We start from the raw sequence: 17960 nt of genomic DNA, 5'->3' as shown, positions 1-17960 counted from the left end.
CATGGCGACGATCCTTTTGGGCGCGGCAGGAGCCGCGATTGGGGGCGGTTTTGGCGGCACGGTGCTGGGACTGTCTGGGGCGGTGATCGGGCGTGCTGTCGGCGCCACCTTGGGGCGGGCTATCGACCAGCGGCTTCTGGGCACCGGATCGCAGAGTGTCGAGACAGGTAAGGTAAGCCAGTTCCGGTTGTCCTCCGCCAGTGAGGGGACGCCCGTGCCGATGCTCTGGGGCGGGATGCGGCTCGCGGGTCAGGTGATCTGGGCGACACGGTTCCGTGAGAGTGCCTCCACGCAGAAGAGCGGTAAAGCGACCGGTTCGAGCGTAAAGACCACCAGTTACGCCTATTCGGTCAGCCTTGCGCTGGCGCTTTGCGAGGGGCAGATCCTGCGGGTGGGCCGTATCTGGGCCGACGGCCAGATCCTCGATATGGCGGGGATCGATTGTCGCGTCTATCCCGGGTCCGAGGATCAGGAGCCCGATCCGAAAATCGAAGCCGTCGAGGGCGAGGGGCTGGCGCCGGCCTATCGGGGCATCGCCTATGTGGTGTTCGAGGATCTGGCGCTTGCGCAATTCGGCAACCGTGTGCCGCAGTTGACCTTCGAGGTGTTCCGTGCGGCCGATCCCGATCTCGAAGGCGAGCCCGAGGGTTACGAGAGCTGCGTAGAAGGGGTGGCGCTGATCCCCGGAACGGGGGAATATTCGCTGGCCACGACCCCAGTTTACTTTTCTGGCGAGGAGGGTGGCTCGAGCAAGGTGATGAACCTCAATGCTTCCGGTGGGCAGACCGATCTCTCGACATCACTCGAGGCGCTGGATGGGGATCTGCCTGCGTGCCAAGCGGTGTCTCTCGTGGTATCGTGGTTCGGCAGCGATCTGCGCGCGGGCCACTGCCAGATCCGCCCGCGGGTAAACGAACTGACCGGCGAGGGCAAGAATATGCCCTGGTCCGTGTCGGGGATCGGGAGGCAGGCTGCGGGCAAGGTCGCGTATAATACGGAGGGCGATCTTTATGGTGGCACGCCGACCGATCAGTCGGTGATCGAGGCCATTCAGTCGCTTCGGGCGTCGGGAAAATTCGTGACATTCTATCCCTTCATCCTGATGGAGCAGATCGCGGGGAACGCGCTACCCAACCCTTGGGCGCCCGACGAAGAGCAACCGGCCTTGCCTTGGCGGGGCCGGATCACGACAGAGCTGGCACCGGGGCTCGTGGGGACGACCGACCGGACCGCAGCGGCGGCCGATGAGGTCGCGTTATTTTTCGGGCAGGCCGCATCCGATGACTTTCCTTCGACGGATGACGGTATCGGCTATAGCGGGCCTGCGGAATGGTCGATGCGGCGGTTCATCCTGCATTATGCCCATCTTTGTGCCAAGGCCGGTGGCGTAGATGCGTTCTGCGTGGGCACCGAGATGTGTGCCCTGACCCAGATCCGTGATGGCGAGGATGGCTTTCCGGCGGTGGAGGCATTGCGGGTTCTGGCAGGAGAACTGCGCGAGATCCTCGGCGCGACCTGCAAGATCGGCTATGCGGCGGACTGGTCGGAATATTTCGGTTACAGCTCGCATGAGGGCAACCGCTATTTCCATCTCGATCCGCTCTGGAGCGATGCGGCGATCGACTTCGTGGGGATCGATAACTATCTGCCACTGTCTGACTGGCGCGAGGGAGAGGAGCATGCCGATGCGGCATGGCCCGCGATCCATCATCTGGCCTATCTGCAAAGCAATATCGAAGGCGGCGAGTATTACGACTGGTATTATGCCACCGATACGCACCGCGATTTGCAGATCCGCACACCGATTACCGATGGCGAGGGCGAGCCGTGGATCTGGCGGGCGAAAGATTTTCGGGGCTGGTGGGAGAACCGCCATTACGCGCGGATCAATGGAGTGCGGGCGACCGCACCGACCGCGTGGCTGCCGCAGATGAAACCGATCTGGTTTACCGAATTTGGCTGTGCGGCGATTGATAAGGGCACGAACCAGCCCAACAAGTTCCTCGATCCCAAAAGTTCGGAATCCATGCTGCCCTATTATTCAAACGGGCGGCGCGACGAGTTGATCCAGATGCAATATCTGCGGGCGATGACGGATTGGTGGCAGACTGCGCTGCACAATCCCGTCTCGGCGGTCTATGGCGGACCGATGATCGATATGACGAAGGCCCATATCTGGTGCTGGGATGCGCGGCCCTGGCCCGAGTTTCCGGCCCGCGATGATCTTTGGACCGATGCGGCCAATTACGGTCGCGGGCATTGGCTGTCGGGACGGGCGACGGCCCAGCCGCTGTCGCGTGTGGTGGCCGAGATTTGTCAGGCGGGCGGGCTTGCGGCCATTGATGTCTCGGGGCTGCGAGGCGCGGTGCGTGGATATATCGCACAATCCGGCGAGTCACCGCGCGCAATGCTACAAAGCCTGATGCTGGCATACGGGTTCGATGCGATCGAACGCGACGGGCTGCTGCGGTTTGTCATGCGCAGCGGGCAGGTGGACCGGGTTCTGGAGGAGGCGAATTGGGCGCTTGGTGACGATGACAGCTCAGTAACGCAGACCCGTGCGGCCGAGGCGGAAATGTCGGGGCGCGTGCGTCTGGGTTATGTCGAGGCGGAGGGCGAATATACCGCGCGCGTCGTCGAGGCGATATCAGCGCAATCCCAGGACCATGGCACCAATAGTTCGAGTGAGGTGGATGTCGCCCTCCATCGACCGCAAGCGGTGGCGATTGTGGAGCGCTGGCTGGCAGAGGCGCAGATGGCGCGCGATGTAATCCGCTTCACGTTGCCGCCCTCCCTGACGGGGATCGGAGCGGGAGATGTCGTGGCAATCGAGGGCGCCCGTTACCGTATTGACCGTGTGGATCTGGCAGGAGCGGCAACAATGGAAGCAGTTCGTATCGAGGCGGGGCTTTATGAGCCGTCCGATGCCGCCGAAGCCTCCGTTTCTGTGACGCGGTTCTATGCGCCCGTTCCGGTGACCGCCCAGTTCATGGATCTGCCATTACTGACCGGTGAGGAGGTGCCCTACGCTCCCCATCTGGCTGTCACCGCCAGCCCATGCCCCGGAACGGTGGCCGTTTATGACGGATCAAGCGATTCCGATTACCAACTTAATTCCACGCTCAGCAATCGTGCGAGCATTGGCCAGACGTTGGGAGGTCTGACATCGGCGCGCGCAGGGCTATGGGATCGCGGACCGAGCCTCAGGATCAAGCTCGTATCGGGAGAGTTGCAATCTGTGAGCGAGGCGCAGGTGCTGGCCGGCGCCAATGTGATGGCGATCGGGGATGGCAGCAGCGGTAATTGGGAGATTTTCCAGTTCGCCACCGCCAATCTCGTTGCCGAGAACACCTATGATCTGAGCCTTCGGTTGCGTGGACAGCTTGGCAGCGACGCGCTCATGCCTGATCTCTGGCCGGAAGGCTCGGTGGTCGTGGCGCTGGACGGGCAGGTGGATCAGATTACCCTCGCCCAGAGCCAGCGTAATATCGCGCGCCATTACCGTATAGGCTCCGCACGGCGCAGCTACGACGATCCAAGCTATCTGCATCTGATCGAAAGCTTCAGGGGCAACGGATTGCGCCCCTATGCGCCCGCCCATTTGCGTATCGAGGCGCAGGGGGATGGCTGGATGGCCAGCTGGATCCGGCGGACGCGGATCGATGGGGATGCGTGGCTTGAACAGGAGGTGCCGCTCGGCGAGACACAGGAGCGCTATCGGGTGAGGATTTTGGGGGAGAATGACGCTGTTCTGCGCGAGGCGGAGACAGCTGGAGCGACTTGGAGCTATACGGAGGCACAGTGTGCGGCGGATCTTGCGGTCTCACCGAAGCTGGTGCTGGAGGTGGCGCAGCTGAGTGATCTTTACGGAGCGGGGCTTGCCGCACGCTTGCAGCTCGCGGGCTGATAACGGGGCTGAAAAAGGCGTTATGGACTTTTTTCTGTTTTGCACTTGGTTTATGCGTGAGGCGCCTCCATCTGGTAATATGCCGGACGCACGCGGGTGGAGGCGCGGGCGCATTCGCTATGCAAAGGAGATCCCATGGCCGAGCTTCAAGCCAGAATCACCGCTGTCGACCCTGTCTGGGAACGGATCTGCACCGAAGCACGGGCTGCGGTGCAGAACGAGCCCCTGCTCGGATCGCTCATCCATGCCGGGCTTTTGCATCATCCGACCTTCGAGCGGGCGCTGTCTTTCCGGTTCTCGCTGAAGCTTGCCTCCAACGAGATGAGCGAGCAGATCCTGCGCGAGATCGCCGATGAGGCCTATGCTCAGGCTCCGTATCTGATTGCGGCGGCGCGCGCCGATCTTGTGGCCGTCTACGAGCGAGATGCGGCCTGCCACCGGCTGATGCAACCCCTGCTGTTCTTCAAGGGCTATCAGGCATTGCAATCTTACCGGATCGCGCATTGGCTCTGGTCGCAGGGGCGTCCGGATATGGCCTATTATGTCCAGATGCGCACCTCCGAGATGTTCGGCGTGGATATCCATCCGGCGGCGCGGATCGGGCAGGGCGTGATGATCGACCACGCGCATTCCATCGTGATCGGCGAGACCGCCGTCGTGGGCGACAATGTCTCGATGCTGCATTCGGTCACGCTGGGCGGGACCGGTAAGGAAGAGGAAGACCGCCATCCCAAGATCGGCAATGGTGTCCTGATCGGTGCGGGCGCGAAAGTGCTCGGCAATATCCGCGTCGGGGACAATTCCCGCATTGCCGCGGGGTCGGTGGTGCTCGACGAGGTTCCGCCCTGCAAGACCGTGGCAGGTGTGCCGGCGCGGATCGTGGGAGATGCGGGCTGCAGCCAGCCCTCGGTCTCGATGGACCATCTTCTGGACAAACAGTCCGGCGCGTAATGTGCAGCTGTGGCATTCTGTGCCGGTTAAAGCAGCATTCTGTGCGAATTGCCTCCATAAATATGACGATGCTTATAAATTCACGGTTGTGCTTTAGCTTCCGTTAACCATTTGTCCTTCATGTTTTCCTAGGACCTTTGCAACCCTAGGAGGATGTGATGGATGGTGATCTGAGTAAACTCGTCGAACTGAACCGCAAGCCTATGCATCTGTCCGGGATGCTGTTGGGGCTTCGTGCATTGGAAGAAGCTTATGGCAGCCTCGAGCAGCATATGCTGCGCGATGACGGGGCCGCAATAACCCAAGCGCTCACGCATGGCGCGCGGCTGGCGCGCAATAACCGTGCGGAGGCTGACCGCAGCTTGATCGATTGCCTGAGTGAATTGCGGAGCTGTCTGGACTATTATGGGCGCTATGTGCAGGGGCGTGTGAGTATCGACCGGCTCCCGCGCTATATGCCTGGAAGTGAGGCGGCCGAATTTCTGGATCCGCTTCTGGTGAAAGCGGCGCCGGTCCTCGTGATGACCGATTTTCAGGGGATACGGATGCAGGTCACGGCCCCTGATGGCAAGGTGATCTTTCTCTTTTATAAAGCCATTCAGGCCGTGCATGCGGATCTCTTCCATGTGCATCGTAATCTCGCCGATGCCTCGCGCCTGACACGACCACAAAAAGGCGTCTTGGTCGCACCGGCTTTTGATGACAAGCTTCTGGAACAGGCCCACCTTATCCCGCATCTGGTATTGAGAAGCAGCCGTCCAGGAGAAACGCTATGCCGGTCCATGTCAGTGGCCATCTGATTTGCAAGAATAATAACGAGGCCGAGCTCGTCAGACTTTATCTTCCCCAGCATCGGGCTTTGACACAGGCAGAACCCGGTTGTCTTCTTTTCGAGGTCGAGGAAACCGATGACCCTCTGATCTGGCGCGTGAGCGAGCGTTTCATGGACCAGAAGGCGCTCGAAGCGCATCAAGCACGGTTGCTCCATTCGATCTGGGGCGAAAAGACCAGGAATATTGCCCGCGAGTATGATGTCATCCGGACCTGATCCGGCGTATTCGATGGGCGGACATACGGAAAACCCCACCTATCCATTTGGGATAGGTGGGGTTTTGTGCGTTTAGCGCTCCGGCAGAAGGCCTCTCGGGGCGAAGCGTAAGACCACAAGCAGGACAAGCCCCATAGCCAGATACCGCATCTGCGCCGCTGACTCGAGAAGATGGTCCTTCAATGCGCCAGGCTCCATTCCCGAGGTCAGGAGTTGAAGCAGCTCCGGCCCCCAGGCTTCCGCCTTGATCCAGAGATACCAGACCAGGATCCCCCCCAGCACGGCGCCCCAGTTGTTCCCGGAGCCGCCGAGGATCACCATCACCATGATGAGGAAGGTGAAGCGCAGCGGGTTGTAGGTGGCGGGCGTCAGCTGGCCATCGAGCGTCACCATCATCGCACCGGCAAAGCCGCAGATCGCCGAGCCGATGATGAAAATCTGCAGATGGCGTTTGGTTACGTTCTTGCCCATCGCGCTGGCGGCGACCTCGTTCTCGCGGATGGCGCGCATCATGCGCCCCCAGGGGGAATGGAGCGCGAGCTGTGTGCCGACGACAAAGACGATCAGCACCACTGTGAAGAGTGCGAGATAGAGGAGCTTGACGAAAATCGTCGACGCCAGAACCGGATCCATCCCGAAATCTGCCGCCCGTGCAACGAAATCAGCCGAGGCCTGCAAGTCGATCTCCCGCGGGATGAAGAAGGGACGCGGGATACCGTTCACATTCATCACGCCTCGGTCGAGCCAGTTCTCGTTCTTCAGGACGGCCACGATGATCTCGGCGATCCCAAGGGTCGCGATGGCCAAATAGTCCGAGCGCAGCCCCAGCGCAGCCTTTCCGATGGCCCAGGCGGCGATGGCGGCCAGAAGCGCGCCTACAGGCCATGCCATAAGCACCGGCAGTCCGAGCCCGCCCAGATAGCCCTGTGCCGAAGGGTTGATCGCCTCGACCGCGCTGACGGCGGGATCGAATATGGCGCGGAACACGAAAAAGCCTACGATTAGAACGATGATTGTCGCAAGCCCCCGCACGCCTTTGCGAAGCTGCTTCCAGGTCTGGACCGAAAGAGCCAGCACCGCCACGGCGATAGCCAGCGCCAGCAGCACTCGCCAGCCGCCTGCGCCCATCGCGCCTTGGGTGGCGGGCATCGAGATCAGCACAGGTGCAAGCCCGCCCAAGGCGATGAAGCCCATGGTTCCGGCATTGAACAGCCCCGCATAGCCCCATTGCAGGTTCAGCCCGAGCGCCATGATCGCGCTGATCACCCCCATATTCAGGATGACGAGTGCCGCGTTCCAGCCCGAGGTGGCGGCTTCGATGCCGAACAGGACGAGAAGCGCCACAAACAGGAGGGGTGTGCGGAGCGCGCCGCCGGCTGCGCTCTCTGCTTGACGAGAACTCATATCGATTTCCCCTTGAATAGGCCGGTCGGGCGGAAGATCAGCACCGCGATCAGGATGGTGAAGCTGACGGCGAATTTATAATCCGTCGAGAGGAGTTGCAGCAGACCACTCGGTTCCCAGCCGGGGATCAGGTATGTGGCGACCTTCTTCCACGCATAGGTCACGCCGATCTCGGAGAAGGCGATGATATAGCCGCCGACGATCGCCCCCATCGGATTACCGATGCCGCCAAGAATGGTGGCCGCGAAAATGGGAAGAAGGAGCTGGAAGTAGTTGAACGCCTTGAAGGATTTATCAAGCCCGTAGAGCGTGCCCGCAATCGTGGCCAGCGCTGCGGTGATGATCCATGTGATCATGACGACGCGCTTGGGGTCAATGCCCGACAGAAGCGCCAGATCCTCGTTATCGGAGAAGGCCCGCATGGATTTACCGGCGCGGGTGCGGTTGAGGAACCAGAACAGTGCCACCATGACGATGAGAGCCGTCACGAAGGTGATCACCGAGCTTGCGCGGACGGCCAGAGGCTCGGCAAGCCCCGTGAGATCCTTGAATTGGCGGGCCGAGATCAGGAACCTTTCGCCATCGGCAAAGCGGATCTCGTCCACACCGGAGACGGCGTCCTTGGCCCCGAGCACGGGCACCGACAGGACCGAGATCATGATCCGCGTCAGCGCGTTCATGACGAACATCACACCGACGGAGACCATCACCATCACGACCGGCGTCGCACGGATCTTGCGGTAATGGGCATAGACGACGCGGTCCGTGGCCAGCGCCAGAGCTGCGGTCACGATGATCCCGATCGGCAGGGCCAGAAGGGCGGTCGGCAGCGGCCCGAGACCGATTCCGCCATCCTGCAACAACCATGTGACAAGAATGGTGACGCCCGTTCCGAAGGCCATCATGTCACCATGGGCGAAATTCGAGAAGCGCAGGATCGAATAGACAAGCGTCACCCCGAGCGCGCCGAGCGCCAGTTGCGAGCCATAGGACAGCGCAGGTATGATGACGTAATTCGCGAGCGCGATAAATGCGTTGAGGGCTTCCATTAAACCGGTTCCTCACAAGTTCCGTGCAATGTCTCGGCGGGCAGGCCCATGCCGGACACGTGATAGGTGGCCGCCGTATCGGGGGCGACCTTGTCGCGCGCCTCGATTGTGATGGTGGCCTCGAGATCCATGACGCCGATGGGCGTGACGGTGATCCGGTCCTCGCTGCGCGAAATGCGGGCCGTGACCGGCTGCGGGAAGCGCTGGGTATCGAGCCATTCGAACCCCTCACCGCCGTCTTGGCGGATAGTGATCTGGAGGTCGTCGAATGTGCAGCTCAGCACCGTATCGTGGCGTCCCTCGGCATGTGCACTACTCGCGGCGAGACCTAGAACAAGACCAAGAAGTGGTTTCATCTCTCAGCCCCCCAAGAAGGTGCGGCGGACCTCGGGGTCTGCCAGAAGTGCCGGGCCGGTATCGGTATAGGCATTGGCACCTTGCACCAGAACATAACCGACATCTGCAATTTCAAGAGCTTGGCGGGCATTCTGCTCGACCATCAGGATCGAGATACCCGTGCGGGCCACATCGATGATGCGGTCGAACAGCTCGTCCATGACGATCGGGCTGACGCCTGCGGTGGGCTCGTCGAGCATGAGGAGCTTGGGCTTTGTCATCAGCGCACGACCCACGGCCACCTGCTGGCGTTGTCCGCCCGACAACTCGCCCGCATTCTGGCGGCGTTTTTCGCGCAGGATCGGGAAAAGATCATAGATCTGTTCGATGGTCTGGCGGAAATCATCGCGGCGGGTAAAGGCCCCCATCTCGAGATTTTCCTCGACACTCATCGTCGGGAAGACGTTATTGACCTGCGGCACGAATCCCATACCACGGCCCACGCGGTCTTGCGGGGTGAGGCTGGAGATATCGTCGCCATCAAGCGTGACAGTGCCGCCACGCAGGGGCAGCATGCCAAAGACCGCCTTCATCGCGGTCGATTTTCCGGCCCCATTGGGGCCCACGATCACGGCGATCTGGCCTCTCTCGACGTTCAGTGTGCAGCCATGCAGAATATCTGCCTTGCCATAACCGCCGGTCATCTGGGATGCAGAGAGAAAGCTCATTGTGCCTCCGTGGCCGCAGCCGCTTTGTTCTTCAGGCCGGTGCCCAGATAGGCCTCGATCACAGCCTCGTTCTGCATGATCGTATCGGGGGCGCCGGTCGCCAGCATCTTGCCCTCGGCCATCACGATCACCGGATCGCAGAGCCGTCCGATGAAATCCATATCATGTTCGATGACGCAGAAGGTGTAGCCGCGTTCCTTATTGAGGCGCACAATGGCATCTCCGATCGTGTTGAGAAGGGTGCGGTTTACACCGGCGCCCACCTCGTCGAGGAAGACGATCTTGGCATCGACCATCATCGTGCGACCAAGTTCGAGCAATTTCTTCTGCCCGCCCGAGAGGTTGCCGGCCTTCTCATCTGCCACGTGGCTGATCGTCAGGAAGTCGAGCACTTCATCAGCACGGCGGCGCAGCTCGGCTTCCTCTTCTCGGATACGCTTGCGCTGGAAGAGTGCCGAGAAAAGGGTCTCGCCGCTCTGGTCCGCGGGCACCATCATGAGGTTCTCGCGCACGGTGAGCGACGGGAATTCATGTGCAATCTGAAATGTCCGCAGCAAGCCCTTGTGGAACAATGCATCGGGCGAGAGACCAGTAATCTCTTGCCCGTCCAGGAAGACCTTCCCGGATGTTGGCTTATGAACACCGGCGATCACATTGAACAGTGTGGATTTTCCGGCACCATTAGGCCCGATCAGGCCGGTGATCGACCCTTTCGCAATCTCGAGCGACACGCCATCGACAGCATGGAAACCGCCGAAGCTTTTCTTCAGGTTTTCAACCCTTATCATTTTTTATCCCGTTTGTTGCTCGCACCGGACCTATTTCCCCTGATCCGGGTGCGACGGAAAACAGCCCGGAATCCTGCTCCGGGCTGTTCGTTGGATGTCGGCAGGCTTAGCGGTATTTGACCGTCTCGATTTTGCCGTCCTTGATTTCGACCTCGCGGAAGGTGCCCGCAGATTCGCCGCCGTTGATGAAGTTCACCGAGGAGGCACCATCATAATCGATGGCCTTGCCTTCGGCGATCAGATCAAGCGCGTGACCCAGCTGGCCGGGAAGGATCTTCTCGCCCGGACCATTGGCGATGCCCATGATCTTTTCTTTATAGATGCTCGGATCGGTCGATTTCGCTTCTGCCATAGCCAGCATGATCAGAGCTGCCGCATCGTAGGATTCGCCGGAATAGACCTGATTGCCGTCAAAGCCCGCAGCCGTGGCCATCTCGAGGAACTTGTCCTTGCCTTCGCCTTCCGAGGACGGGATCTGGCCGAAGGAGCCATCAAGCTCGTCGCCGAAATTCTGTTCGAGTGCGGAGGCCACCATCCCATCGGGGAGCACGAATGTGTCGAAGGCACCTGCATCCAGTGCGCCGCGAAGGATACCCGATCCGCCCTGATCGACATAGCCGGCCACGACAAGTGCATCGCCACCAGCCGAGGCAAGCGCGCCGACTTCGGCAGAATAATCGCCTTTGCCATCCTCATGTGCTGCCGAAACGGTGACGGTGCCGCCTTTCTCCTCGAAGGCCTTCTGGAAGCTATCGGCCAGACCTTTGCCATAGTCATTGTTGGTATAGGTCAGCGCGACGGATTTGATGTCATGCTCGAGAATGATGTCGGCCATGACATCGCCCTGCCGTGCATCGGACGGCGCGGTGCGGAAGAACAGCCCGTCATCATCCATGGTGGAGAGCGCAGGCGAGGTGGCCGAGGGCGAGATCATGACGATACCGTTGGCCATCGCGACGTTTTGCAGCACGGCGGTGGTAGCGCCCGAGCACATCGCCCCGAAGATCCCCTTCACGCCCTCGGCGGTGATCAGGCGTTCGGCGGCAGAGGTGGCCGCGCCGGCATCGATACAGGTCGAATCGCCGCGCACCGGTGTAACGGTCGAACCATCCATGAATTTTCCGCTATCGGTGACTTCCTTCATCGCCAGCTCGGCCCCCGAGGCCATGCCGGGCGCGAGCGATTCAAGCGGGCCGGTGAAGCCGAGAAGGACGCCGATTTTGACGTCATCGGCAAGCGCGGCGGTGCCGGTCATGGCGATTGCCGTCGATACCAGAAGAAGGTTGCGCATTAGAGTTCTCCCCTGAACGTGTTCTAATTTGATCATCAGGTTAAAAGGGAAGTCTGCCGAAGGGAAGCGTGAGTTTTGGCCTTTATGGGTGAATATTCACATCTTTAAATGGTTGCATTAAAAACGGGCAAATGACATCGGGCTGGCTTTTATTAAACAGAAAAATACTTTAAATATTAGTGCTCTAAAGGTCGATATTTATCTTATTTCTCATCTTCCGGTTCGGCATCGAATTCCCAGTCCATATCGATGGGCAGTTCCTCGACCATTGCCATTTCTTCGTCGGGCATCGCCTCCAGCGGGGCGCCACCGGAGGCACCGCGTTCGCGGTACGGCGTAGTCTGGTAATGGGCACGGTAGCATTTCGAGAAATGCGAGGGCGAGGCGAACCCGCAGGCCAGCGCCACATTGATCACAGACATTTCGGTCTGCATCAGGAGCGCACGGGCTTTCTGTAGCCGCAACTCCATATAGTAACGCTTCGGGCTCCGGTCGAGATACCGGCGGAACAGGCGTTCCAGCTGCCGCGTGGACATGCCGACTTCAGTGGCCAGTTTGGCAGGCGAGATCGGCTCCTCGATATTCGCTTCCATCCGCCCGATCACCTGCGCAAGCTTGGGATGACGGACCCCGATGCGCGTTGGAATGGAGAGCCGCTGACTGTCTTTTTCCGTTCGGATGGAAGTATATATCAGCTGATCTGCAACCGTGTTGGCAAGTGCCTCGCCATGATCGCGCGCCACGATCCGCAGCATGAGATCGAGCGCCGCAGTCCCGCCGGCCGAACTCATCCGGTTGCCATCGATCACATAAACAGACTTGGCCAGGTCTACCTCGTCGAATTCCTCGATGAAGGCGTCGTGGTTTTCCCAGTGGATGGTGGCGCGGCGTTCATCAAGGAGGCCCGCTTCGGCCAGTGCCCACGCGCCTGTGCACAGCCCGCCGACGACGCCGCCCTTGCGTGCCTCGCGCCGGAGCCAGCTGATCACCGGTTTCGTGGTGGCCTCGATCACATCGATCCCGCCACAGACGATGATGGTATCCTCGCGCTGCAATTCGGTCAGTCCCATATGGACATTGATCTCGACGCGGCTCGAGCTTTGCACCGTCGTGCCGCTCTCGGAGGCAAGCACCCATTCATAGAGCGGCTGGCCGGAGATCTGGTTTGCCAGACGCAGCGGCTCGAGCGCGCTGGTGAATGCCATGAGCGTAAAACGGTCAAGCAACAGGAAAACCACCCGCTTCGCGCGGATTTGCACAGGAAGGCGCTGGGAGCCATAGGAGGGGGCGGGCCGGGCCGTAAGTCTTTTCGGGGTGGTTTTGCGCATCTCACACACATCAATCTTTGATGGCCTCCGACCCAATCACCGATAGCCGGAGGCCGCAAGAGAAAGCTCGGTGTTAGCGCGTAGCAAATCGGCAGCAAGGTGCCGTTTTTGTTATCACAGCCTAAACTTTGTGCAGTAGGATAAAATCTGTTTGTTGTTAGCGCTGTCCGGCCTATAAAGCGGCCCTGAATTACGACGCCTGAATGGAGGAACTGATGGCTCAGAGTTGGAAAAAGTCGGACTGGCGCGCGAAACCGCGGGTGCAGATGCCCGACTATCCCGACGCCGCGGCGTTAAACGCTGTCGAACAGTCACTGTCGCGGATGCCTCCTCTGGTTTTTGCGGGCGAGGCACGTCGTCTGCGTGACGAGTTGGCACGGGCCTCGCGTGGCGAGGCCTTCCTGCTGCAGGGCGGGGATTGCGCGGAAAGTTTTGCCGAATTCGGCGCAGACAATATCCGTGACACATTCAAGGTCATGTTGCAGATGGCCATCGTCCTGACTTGGGGGGCGAAGGTTCCGGTGGTCAAGGTCGGGCGTATGGCTGGCCAGTTTGCCAAGCCGCGTTCTGCCCCAACCGAGACGCTCGACGGGGTCGAACTGCCGAGCTATCGCGGCGATATCATCAACGGGTTCGACTTCACCGAGGCCGCACGCGTGCCCGATCCGAACCGGATGCTTCAGGCCTATACGCAAGCGGCCGCCTCGCTTAACCTTTTGCGGGCTTTCTCGACCGGTGGTTATGCCGATATCCATCGTGTGCATGGCTGGATCACCAGCTTCACCGATGAGGAAAAAGCCGCGAAATACCGCGTTCTGGCTGACCGGATCACCGAGGCGATGGATTTCATGGCCGCCGCTGGCGTGACCTCCGAAACCGCGCCCGAGCTGAAAGCGGTCGATTTCTACACCTCGCACGAGGCGCTGCTGCTGGAATATGAAGAAGCCTTGTGCCGGACCGACACCACGACCGGTCTGCCGGTTGCGGGCTCGGGTCATATGATCTGGATCGGCGACCGCACCCGTCAGCCGGATGGCGCACATGTTGCCTTCTGTCAGGGGGTCCAGAACCCGATCGGGCTGAAATGCGGTCCCTCGACCACGGTCGAAGATCTCAAGGTGCTGATGGCCAAACTTAATCCGCATAACGAGGCCGGTCGTCTCACGCTGATCGCGCGTTTTGGCGCGGGCAAGGTGGGCGAGCATCTGCCGCGTCTCGTGCGTGCGGTGCAAGAAGAGGGCGCCAATGTGCTCTGGTCCTGTGACCCGATGCACGGCAATACCATCAAATCGGCGAGTGGCTACAAGACACGTCCGTTTGAATCGGTGCTGCAGGAGGTGCGCGAGTTCTTCGCCGTTCATAATGCGGAGGGCACGATCCCGGGCGGTGTGCATTTCGAGATGACCGGCAAGGATGTGACCGAATGCACCGGCGGTTTGCGCGCGGTGTCGGACGAGGATCTGTCGAGCCGCTACCATACCGCCTGCGATCCGCGTCTCAACGCGAACCAGGCGCTGGAGCTGGCCTTCCTTGTGGCGGAAGAGCTTCAGAACCGCCGCAGCCAGCAACGCGCCGTCAACAATCTTTGATTGTTGTTTGCGCCGTATATCGAGACCGGGAAGGGGGGCTCTGGCCCCCTCTTCCATGCGCCGTGCAAAACCGCTGGCCCCAAATGGTCGAAGCCCCTCCGCATTCTGCGTCAGGGCTTCGCTTCATTCTGAAGATATCTGAGTGACCAGGCGCTTTAGCGAGACCGCAAGGGGCGCCACCCCGGGTATCAGTCGTTATTCGTAACCACACGGAACATGGCGCGACGCGCCTCGGGGGTGGTCGGCGCTGCCGGAGCATCGGCGCGCGGGGCCTGCGGGATCACCGAGTTCGGCACGCCGGGCTTGCGCGGCGCGTGACCGAAGCGGGGCGCATGTTCGGCGAAGCCTGCCAGCTCGGGGCGCGCGGGTTGCGGCAGCTCGGCGGGGGTCGGTTTGCCCTGTTCGATCTGGGTAATGCGCGCATCGACCACAGTGAAGCGGCGCGGGGTGCGGCCGATGCTGTCGCCTTCTGCCACAAGGCAGCCAAGCGCGCGGTTGATATCCCCAAGATCGGATTTCAGCGGTAGCAGCAGAAGCTTGGCCTTCAGGGCAGGGCGGCCGATGCCGTCATCCGCAATGAGATCAAGTTCGGCAATCGCGGGGCCGGTAAAGCAGGCTTCGGTGGCTTCGGCGATCTTCTTGCGGCCAGCAGGTTCGAACATGGCGGTCATTGGCATGCCGCGCACTTCCATTCCCATCAGATCATTAAGATGCATACCGGCCAGACGGAAGCGGCCCATGCCCGGTGCGACCCGTTCGATGATGAAGGCATATTCGAGCGCACGTTCGATGCCGCGCGGATCGATATCGGAACGCGCCGGAACGGTGCGCCCCATACGCAGCGCTTCCCAATAGGCGCGAAGCTCGGAGGCGACCTGACGCCCTTTGCCAGCCGAGAGATCCATGTGCACTACCTTCGTATCGTTTTCCATCGTCATCGTTCCTGCGATCTGCGGCGGCGCGCGGCGCCTGCCTGCCAGTTTGAGTTTATCCCCTCGCATTTTGCGGAATGGGCCGTTTCGCAGGCCACGGGATCGAATTGCTTACTGAACTCTTAATACGCGATTTCACCGGAAAATGGAGCATGAACTGATAAAATGGTTAAAATGCCACCTGTCAGAACCGCGCCTTACCAAAGGAAAGCTACACCAGGTTTCAGGGCTGGTTAAGTGCTTAATGCAGGCGCCCGATTTCTCCATGAAACGGCAGCGATTTCGACAGGATTGCTGGGAAGATGCGCCCGATTTCCCGTCTGACAGGCGCGAGCCGGTCCGTTCACCCCTAGGGAGAATACTATTCTAACATGTTGTAATATATAGATTATGATGGTCTCTCTATAGATGTGCGCGAGATCTATCGTTACAGCTTTAGGAGGATTTGAACAAAATACCTGACCAGTTTTAGGTTAACTTTTCAGGCATCGGATGCCCCGTTCGGGAAGGGTGGAATTTTGGTAAACAGGCCAAGGAGTTATGGTTAATCCTTCGGGAGAAAACGAGCTATATTTCGAGGGCGTCGTAATGTTTTGTTAAGACATTTGGTCATTGTCCCGATTCAAGGTAGCGAAAAATGACCGGCTTCCGGCGGTAGAAGTGAAAGATTTAATAAATTCGGTCGGAGAATCGGAGGACTTTGCCCGAAGTTTTTCTGATTTCCATTTGGGCATGCGCGCCGATCAGGCGTGATCTTGCAGCGCCTGAGGGCTCTCCTGCGGCCAGAATCGCGTTCTCTCGACTTTCCGGTCATAAAAATGTTAGGCGCAGGCCAGCTCGCGGGCGCTAAAGCCTGTGATTGCGGCCCTCGGGGCGCTATCGAGGCAACGAGACAAGACCTGATATATGGAGTGGGGAGCCTATGGCCGATCGGCGTGGTATCTTGATTATTCTTTCGTCGCCCTCGGGGGCCGGAAAATCGACGCTTGCGCGGCGGTTGATGACTTGGGACCCGACGCTCAGTTTCAGCGTCTCGGCCACCACCCGTGCGCCGCGTCCCGGCGAGACCGAAGGAGTCGAGTATTTCTTCAAGACCCATGAGGAATTCGACCGGATGGTCGAGGCCGACGAAATGCTCGAACATGCGAAAGTCTTCGGCAACTCCTACGGCACGCCGAAAGCGCCGGTCGAGGCGGCCATGAGTGCGGGCCGCGATACGCTGTTCGATATCGACTGGCAGGGCGGACAGCAGATCCGCAATTCTGCGCTCGGCAAGGATGTCGTATCCATCTTCATCCTGCCGCCCTCGATTGCCGAGCTTGAGAGCCGCTTACGTTCGCGCGCGCAAGATAGTGACGAGGTGATTGCGGGCCGCATGGAGAAATCCATGTCCGAGATCAGCCATTGGGCGGAATATGACTATGTTCTTGTGAATCGCGATCTGGATGTGGCGGAGGCAGAGCTGAAGACCATCCTGATGGCCGAGCGCGCACGCCGCGACCGCCAACCCGGGCTCAGTGCGTTCATCCGCGGACTTGATGAGGAGTTCGAGGCACGATGATCTACGAGCTTGATGGATTCCGTCCGCGCATCGCGGACAACGTATGGGTGGCCGAGGATGCCAATCTGATCGGACGCGTGGTGCTCGAGGAGGGGGCGTCGGTCTGGTTTGGCGCGACCCTGCGCGGCGATAATGAAGAGATCTTCATCGGTGCCGGATCGAATGTGCAGGAAAGCGTAGTGATGCATACCGATATGGGCTTCCCACTGGTCGTTGGCCCCGATTGCACCATTGGCCATCGGGCGCTGCTGCATGGCTGTGAGATTGGCGCAGGCACATTGATTGGTATGGGCGCGATGGTGATGAACGGTGCCAAGATTGGGCGGGGATGTCTGATCGGCGCAGGCGCTCTTGTGACCGAAGGGAAGGTCATCCCCGATAATTCGCTGGTGCTTGGCGCGCCCGCAAAAATCATGCGGGAGCTGAACGAGGCGGATCACGCCATGCTGGTCAAGGGGGCTGCGCGCTACCGCGCGAATGCCGAGAGATATCGCACCGGTCTCAAGCGTATCTGACCGCCGCTTTGGCCCCGACGCTCAGCGGCGGGGCATGTTTGGCGACGGGGCCAGCCCCGGTATCTCGAAAATATCGAAATCGCGCTCGGGCCAGATCTGGCGCACTTCCTGTTTGATCAGATCGGCATTGGGCAGCGGCAGGCAATAGGCCCGCAACGGTCCGGTATATCCATGTTTGAGCAGCACATGGGCGAGATCCAGAATATCGAACGCCTCCGACAGAAGTGGCGAGAGCACGAGATCGGGTGCGGTCCTTTCGATCAGTGCATGGTCGATGGTGGCCAGTCGGGCGATGGTAACGGCCGCACCGGTCACTCCGCGCAACGCATGCGGCAGTTCCATCGACGGTTCGATCACAAGGATGCGCCGATCCGCCAGTTCGGCGGATTTGGCACCAAGCTCTGATGGAGAAATATGTGATCCGTTCCGAGAGATCATATTGCGTCAATCCTTTTCGTTGAGATCAGGTTAACTCGCCACGGGGTGGAATGTCACACCCCTAAAACCTCTTGTGGTTACTAAATGGTAAACGG

General features: G+C 60.1%; 16 protein-coding genes. 7 read left to right on the top strand and 9 right to left on the bottom strand.

What is annotated here, in order from left to right; translation table 11 throughout:
- Position 1: 1 nt before the first annotated feature.
- The 4 genes from VSX56_RS00455 to VSX56_RS00440 all read left to right on the top strand — a co-directional run bounded on the left by VSX56_RS00455 (position 2) and on the right by VSX56_RS00440 (position 5906).
- A complete protein-coding gene (locus VSX56_RS00455) occupies positions 2-3907 on the top strand; it encodes a baseplate multidomain protein megatron (RefSeq protein WP_350934041.1) in 3906 nt (1301 codons plus the stop codon).
- 135 nt (positions 3908-4042) lie between these two features.
- Entirely contained in the window at positions 4043-4858 is an 816-nt protein-coding gene (gene cysE, locus VSX56_RS00450) for a serine O-acetyltransferase (RefSeq protein WP_350934039.1), read from the top strand.
- Between the two features lie 158 nt (positions 4859-5016).
- Entirely contained in the window at positions 5017-5658 is a 642-nt protein-coding gene (locus VSX56_RS00445) for a hypothetical protein (protein WP_350934036.1), read from the top strand.
- A complete protein-coding gene (locus VSX56_RS00440) occupies positions 5631-5906 on the top strand; it encodes a putative quinol monooxygenase (protein ID WP_350934034.1) in 276 nt (91 codons plus the stop codon). Before VSX56_RS00445 ends, VSX56_RS00440 begins: the two co-directional genes overlap by 28 nt.
- 72 nt (positions 5907-5978) lie before the next feature.
- Here the strand turns inward: VSX56_RS00440 and VSX56_RS00435 are convergent, their stop codons facing one another.
- The 7 genes from VSX56_RS00435 to VSX56_RS00405 form a co-directional block, all read right to left on the bottom strand.
- Positions 5979-7310 carry a branched-chain amino acid ABC transporter permease gene (locus tag VSX56_RS00435; protein WP_350934032.1) on the bottom strand — a complete coding sequence of 444 codons (1332 nt, stop codon included), beginning with the start codon at positions 7308-7310 and terminating at the stop codon, positions 5979-5981.
- Positions 7307-8359, bottom strand: coding sequence for a branched-chain amino acid ABC transporter permease (locus VSX56_RS00430; RefSeq protein WP_339112483.1), 1053 nt, complete (start codon positions 8357-8359; stop codon positions 7307-7309). The genes VSX56_RS00435 and VSX56_RS00430 overlap by 4 nt, the downstream gene beginning before the upstream one ends.
- The gene (locus tag VSX56_RS00425; protein WP_350934029.1) at positions 8359-8715 is read right to left on the bottom strand and encodes a hypothetical protein; all 357 of its coding nucleotides are present in this window, start codon (positions 8713-8715) and stop codon (positions 8359-8361) included. Before VSX56_RS00425 ends, VSX56_RS00430 begins: the two co-directional genes overlap by 1 nt.
- 3 nt (positions 8716-8718) lie before the next feature.
- On the bottom strand, positions 8719-9423 hold the full coding sequence (locus VSX56_RS00420) for an ABC transporter ATP-binding protein (RefSeq protein WP_350934027.1): 705 nt from the start codon (positions 9421-9423) through the stop codon (positions 8719-8721).
- Positions 9420-10211 (bottom strand): ABC transporter ATP-binding protein, encoded by a 792-nt coding sequence (locus VSX56_RS00415; RefSeq protein WP_350934025.1) that lies wholly within the window; start codon positions 10209-10211, stop codon positions 9420-9422. Before VSX56_RS00415 ends, VSX56_RS00420 begins: the two co-directional genes overlap by 4 nt.
- A gap of 106 nt (positions 10212-10317) precedes the next feature.
- Positions 10318-11502, bottom strand: coding sequence for an ABC transporter substrate-binding protein (locus VSX56_RS00410; RefSeq protein ID WP_350934023.1), 1185 nt, complete (start codon positions 11500-11502; stop codon positions 10318-10320).
- A gap of 203 nt (positions 11503-11705) precedes the next feature.
- Entirely contained in the window at positions 11706-12830 is a 1125-nt protein-coding gene (locus tag VSX56_RS00405; RefSeq protein WP_350934020.1) for a GlxA family transcriptional regulator, read from the bottom strand.
- A 215-nt stretch (positions 12831-13045) separates the two neighbouring features.
- On the opposite strand from VSX56_RS00405, the gene VSX56_RS00400 reads away from it, so the two are divergent.
- Complete coding sequence (locus tag VSX56_RS00400) at positions 13046-14419, top strand: class II 3-deoxy-7-phosphoheptulonate synthase (RefSeq protein ID WP_350934018.1); 1374 nt, start codon at positions 13046-13048, stop codon at positions 14417-14419.
- A gap of 188 nt (positions 14420-14607) precedes the next feature.
- Here VSX56_RS00400 and VSX56_RS00395 read toward each other — a convergent pair whose 3' ends face one another.
- The gene (locus VSX56_RS00395) at positions 14608-15351 is read right to left on the bottom strand and encodes a PAS domain-containing protein (protein ID WP_339112490.1); all 744 of its coding nucleotides are present in this window, start codon (positions 15349-15351) and stop codon (positions 14608-14610) included.
- A gap of 922 nt (positions 15352-16273) precedes the next feature.
- Here VSX56_RS00395 and gmk point away from each other — a divergent pair.
- Both gmk and VSX56_RS00385 read left to right on the top strand, forming a co-directional pair.
- Positions 16274-16912 (top strand): guanylate kinase, encoded by a 639-nt coding sequence (gene gmk, locus VSX56_RS00390; protein WP_339112491.1) that lies wholly within the window; start codon positions 16274-16276, stop codon positions 16910-16912.
- Positions 16909-17427, top strand: coding sequence for a gamma carbonic anhydrase family protein (locus VSX56_RS00385; protein WP_350934015.1), 519 nt, complete (start codon positions 16909-16911; stop codon positions 17425-17427). The genes gmk and VSX56_RS00385 overlap by 4 nt, the downstream gene beginning before the upstream one ends.
- 21 nt (positions 17428-17448) lie before the next feature.
- Here the strand turns inward: VSX56_RS00385 and VSX56_RS00380 are convergent, their stop codons facing one another.
- Positions 17449-17865 carry a hypothetical protein gene (locus tag VSX56_RS00380; protein WP_339112493.1) on the bottom strand — a complete coding sequence of 139 codons (417 nt, stop codon included), beginning with the start codon at positions 17863-17865 and terminating at the stop codon, positions 17449-17451.
- Between the last annotated feature and the right edge of the window lie 95 nt (positions 17866-17960).

The organism is Thioclava kandeliae (genome assembly GCF_040297545.1).
Classification (GTDB): domain Bacteria; phylum Pseudomonadota; class Alphaproteobacteria; order Rhodobacterales; family Rhodobacteraceae; genus Thioclava; species Thioclava kandeliae.
Note: the sequence above shows the minus strand (reverse complement) of the source record. Positions and strands in the feature narration are given on the sequence as shown.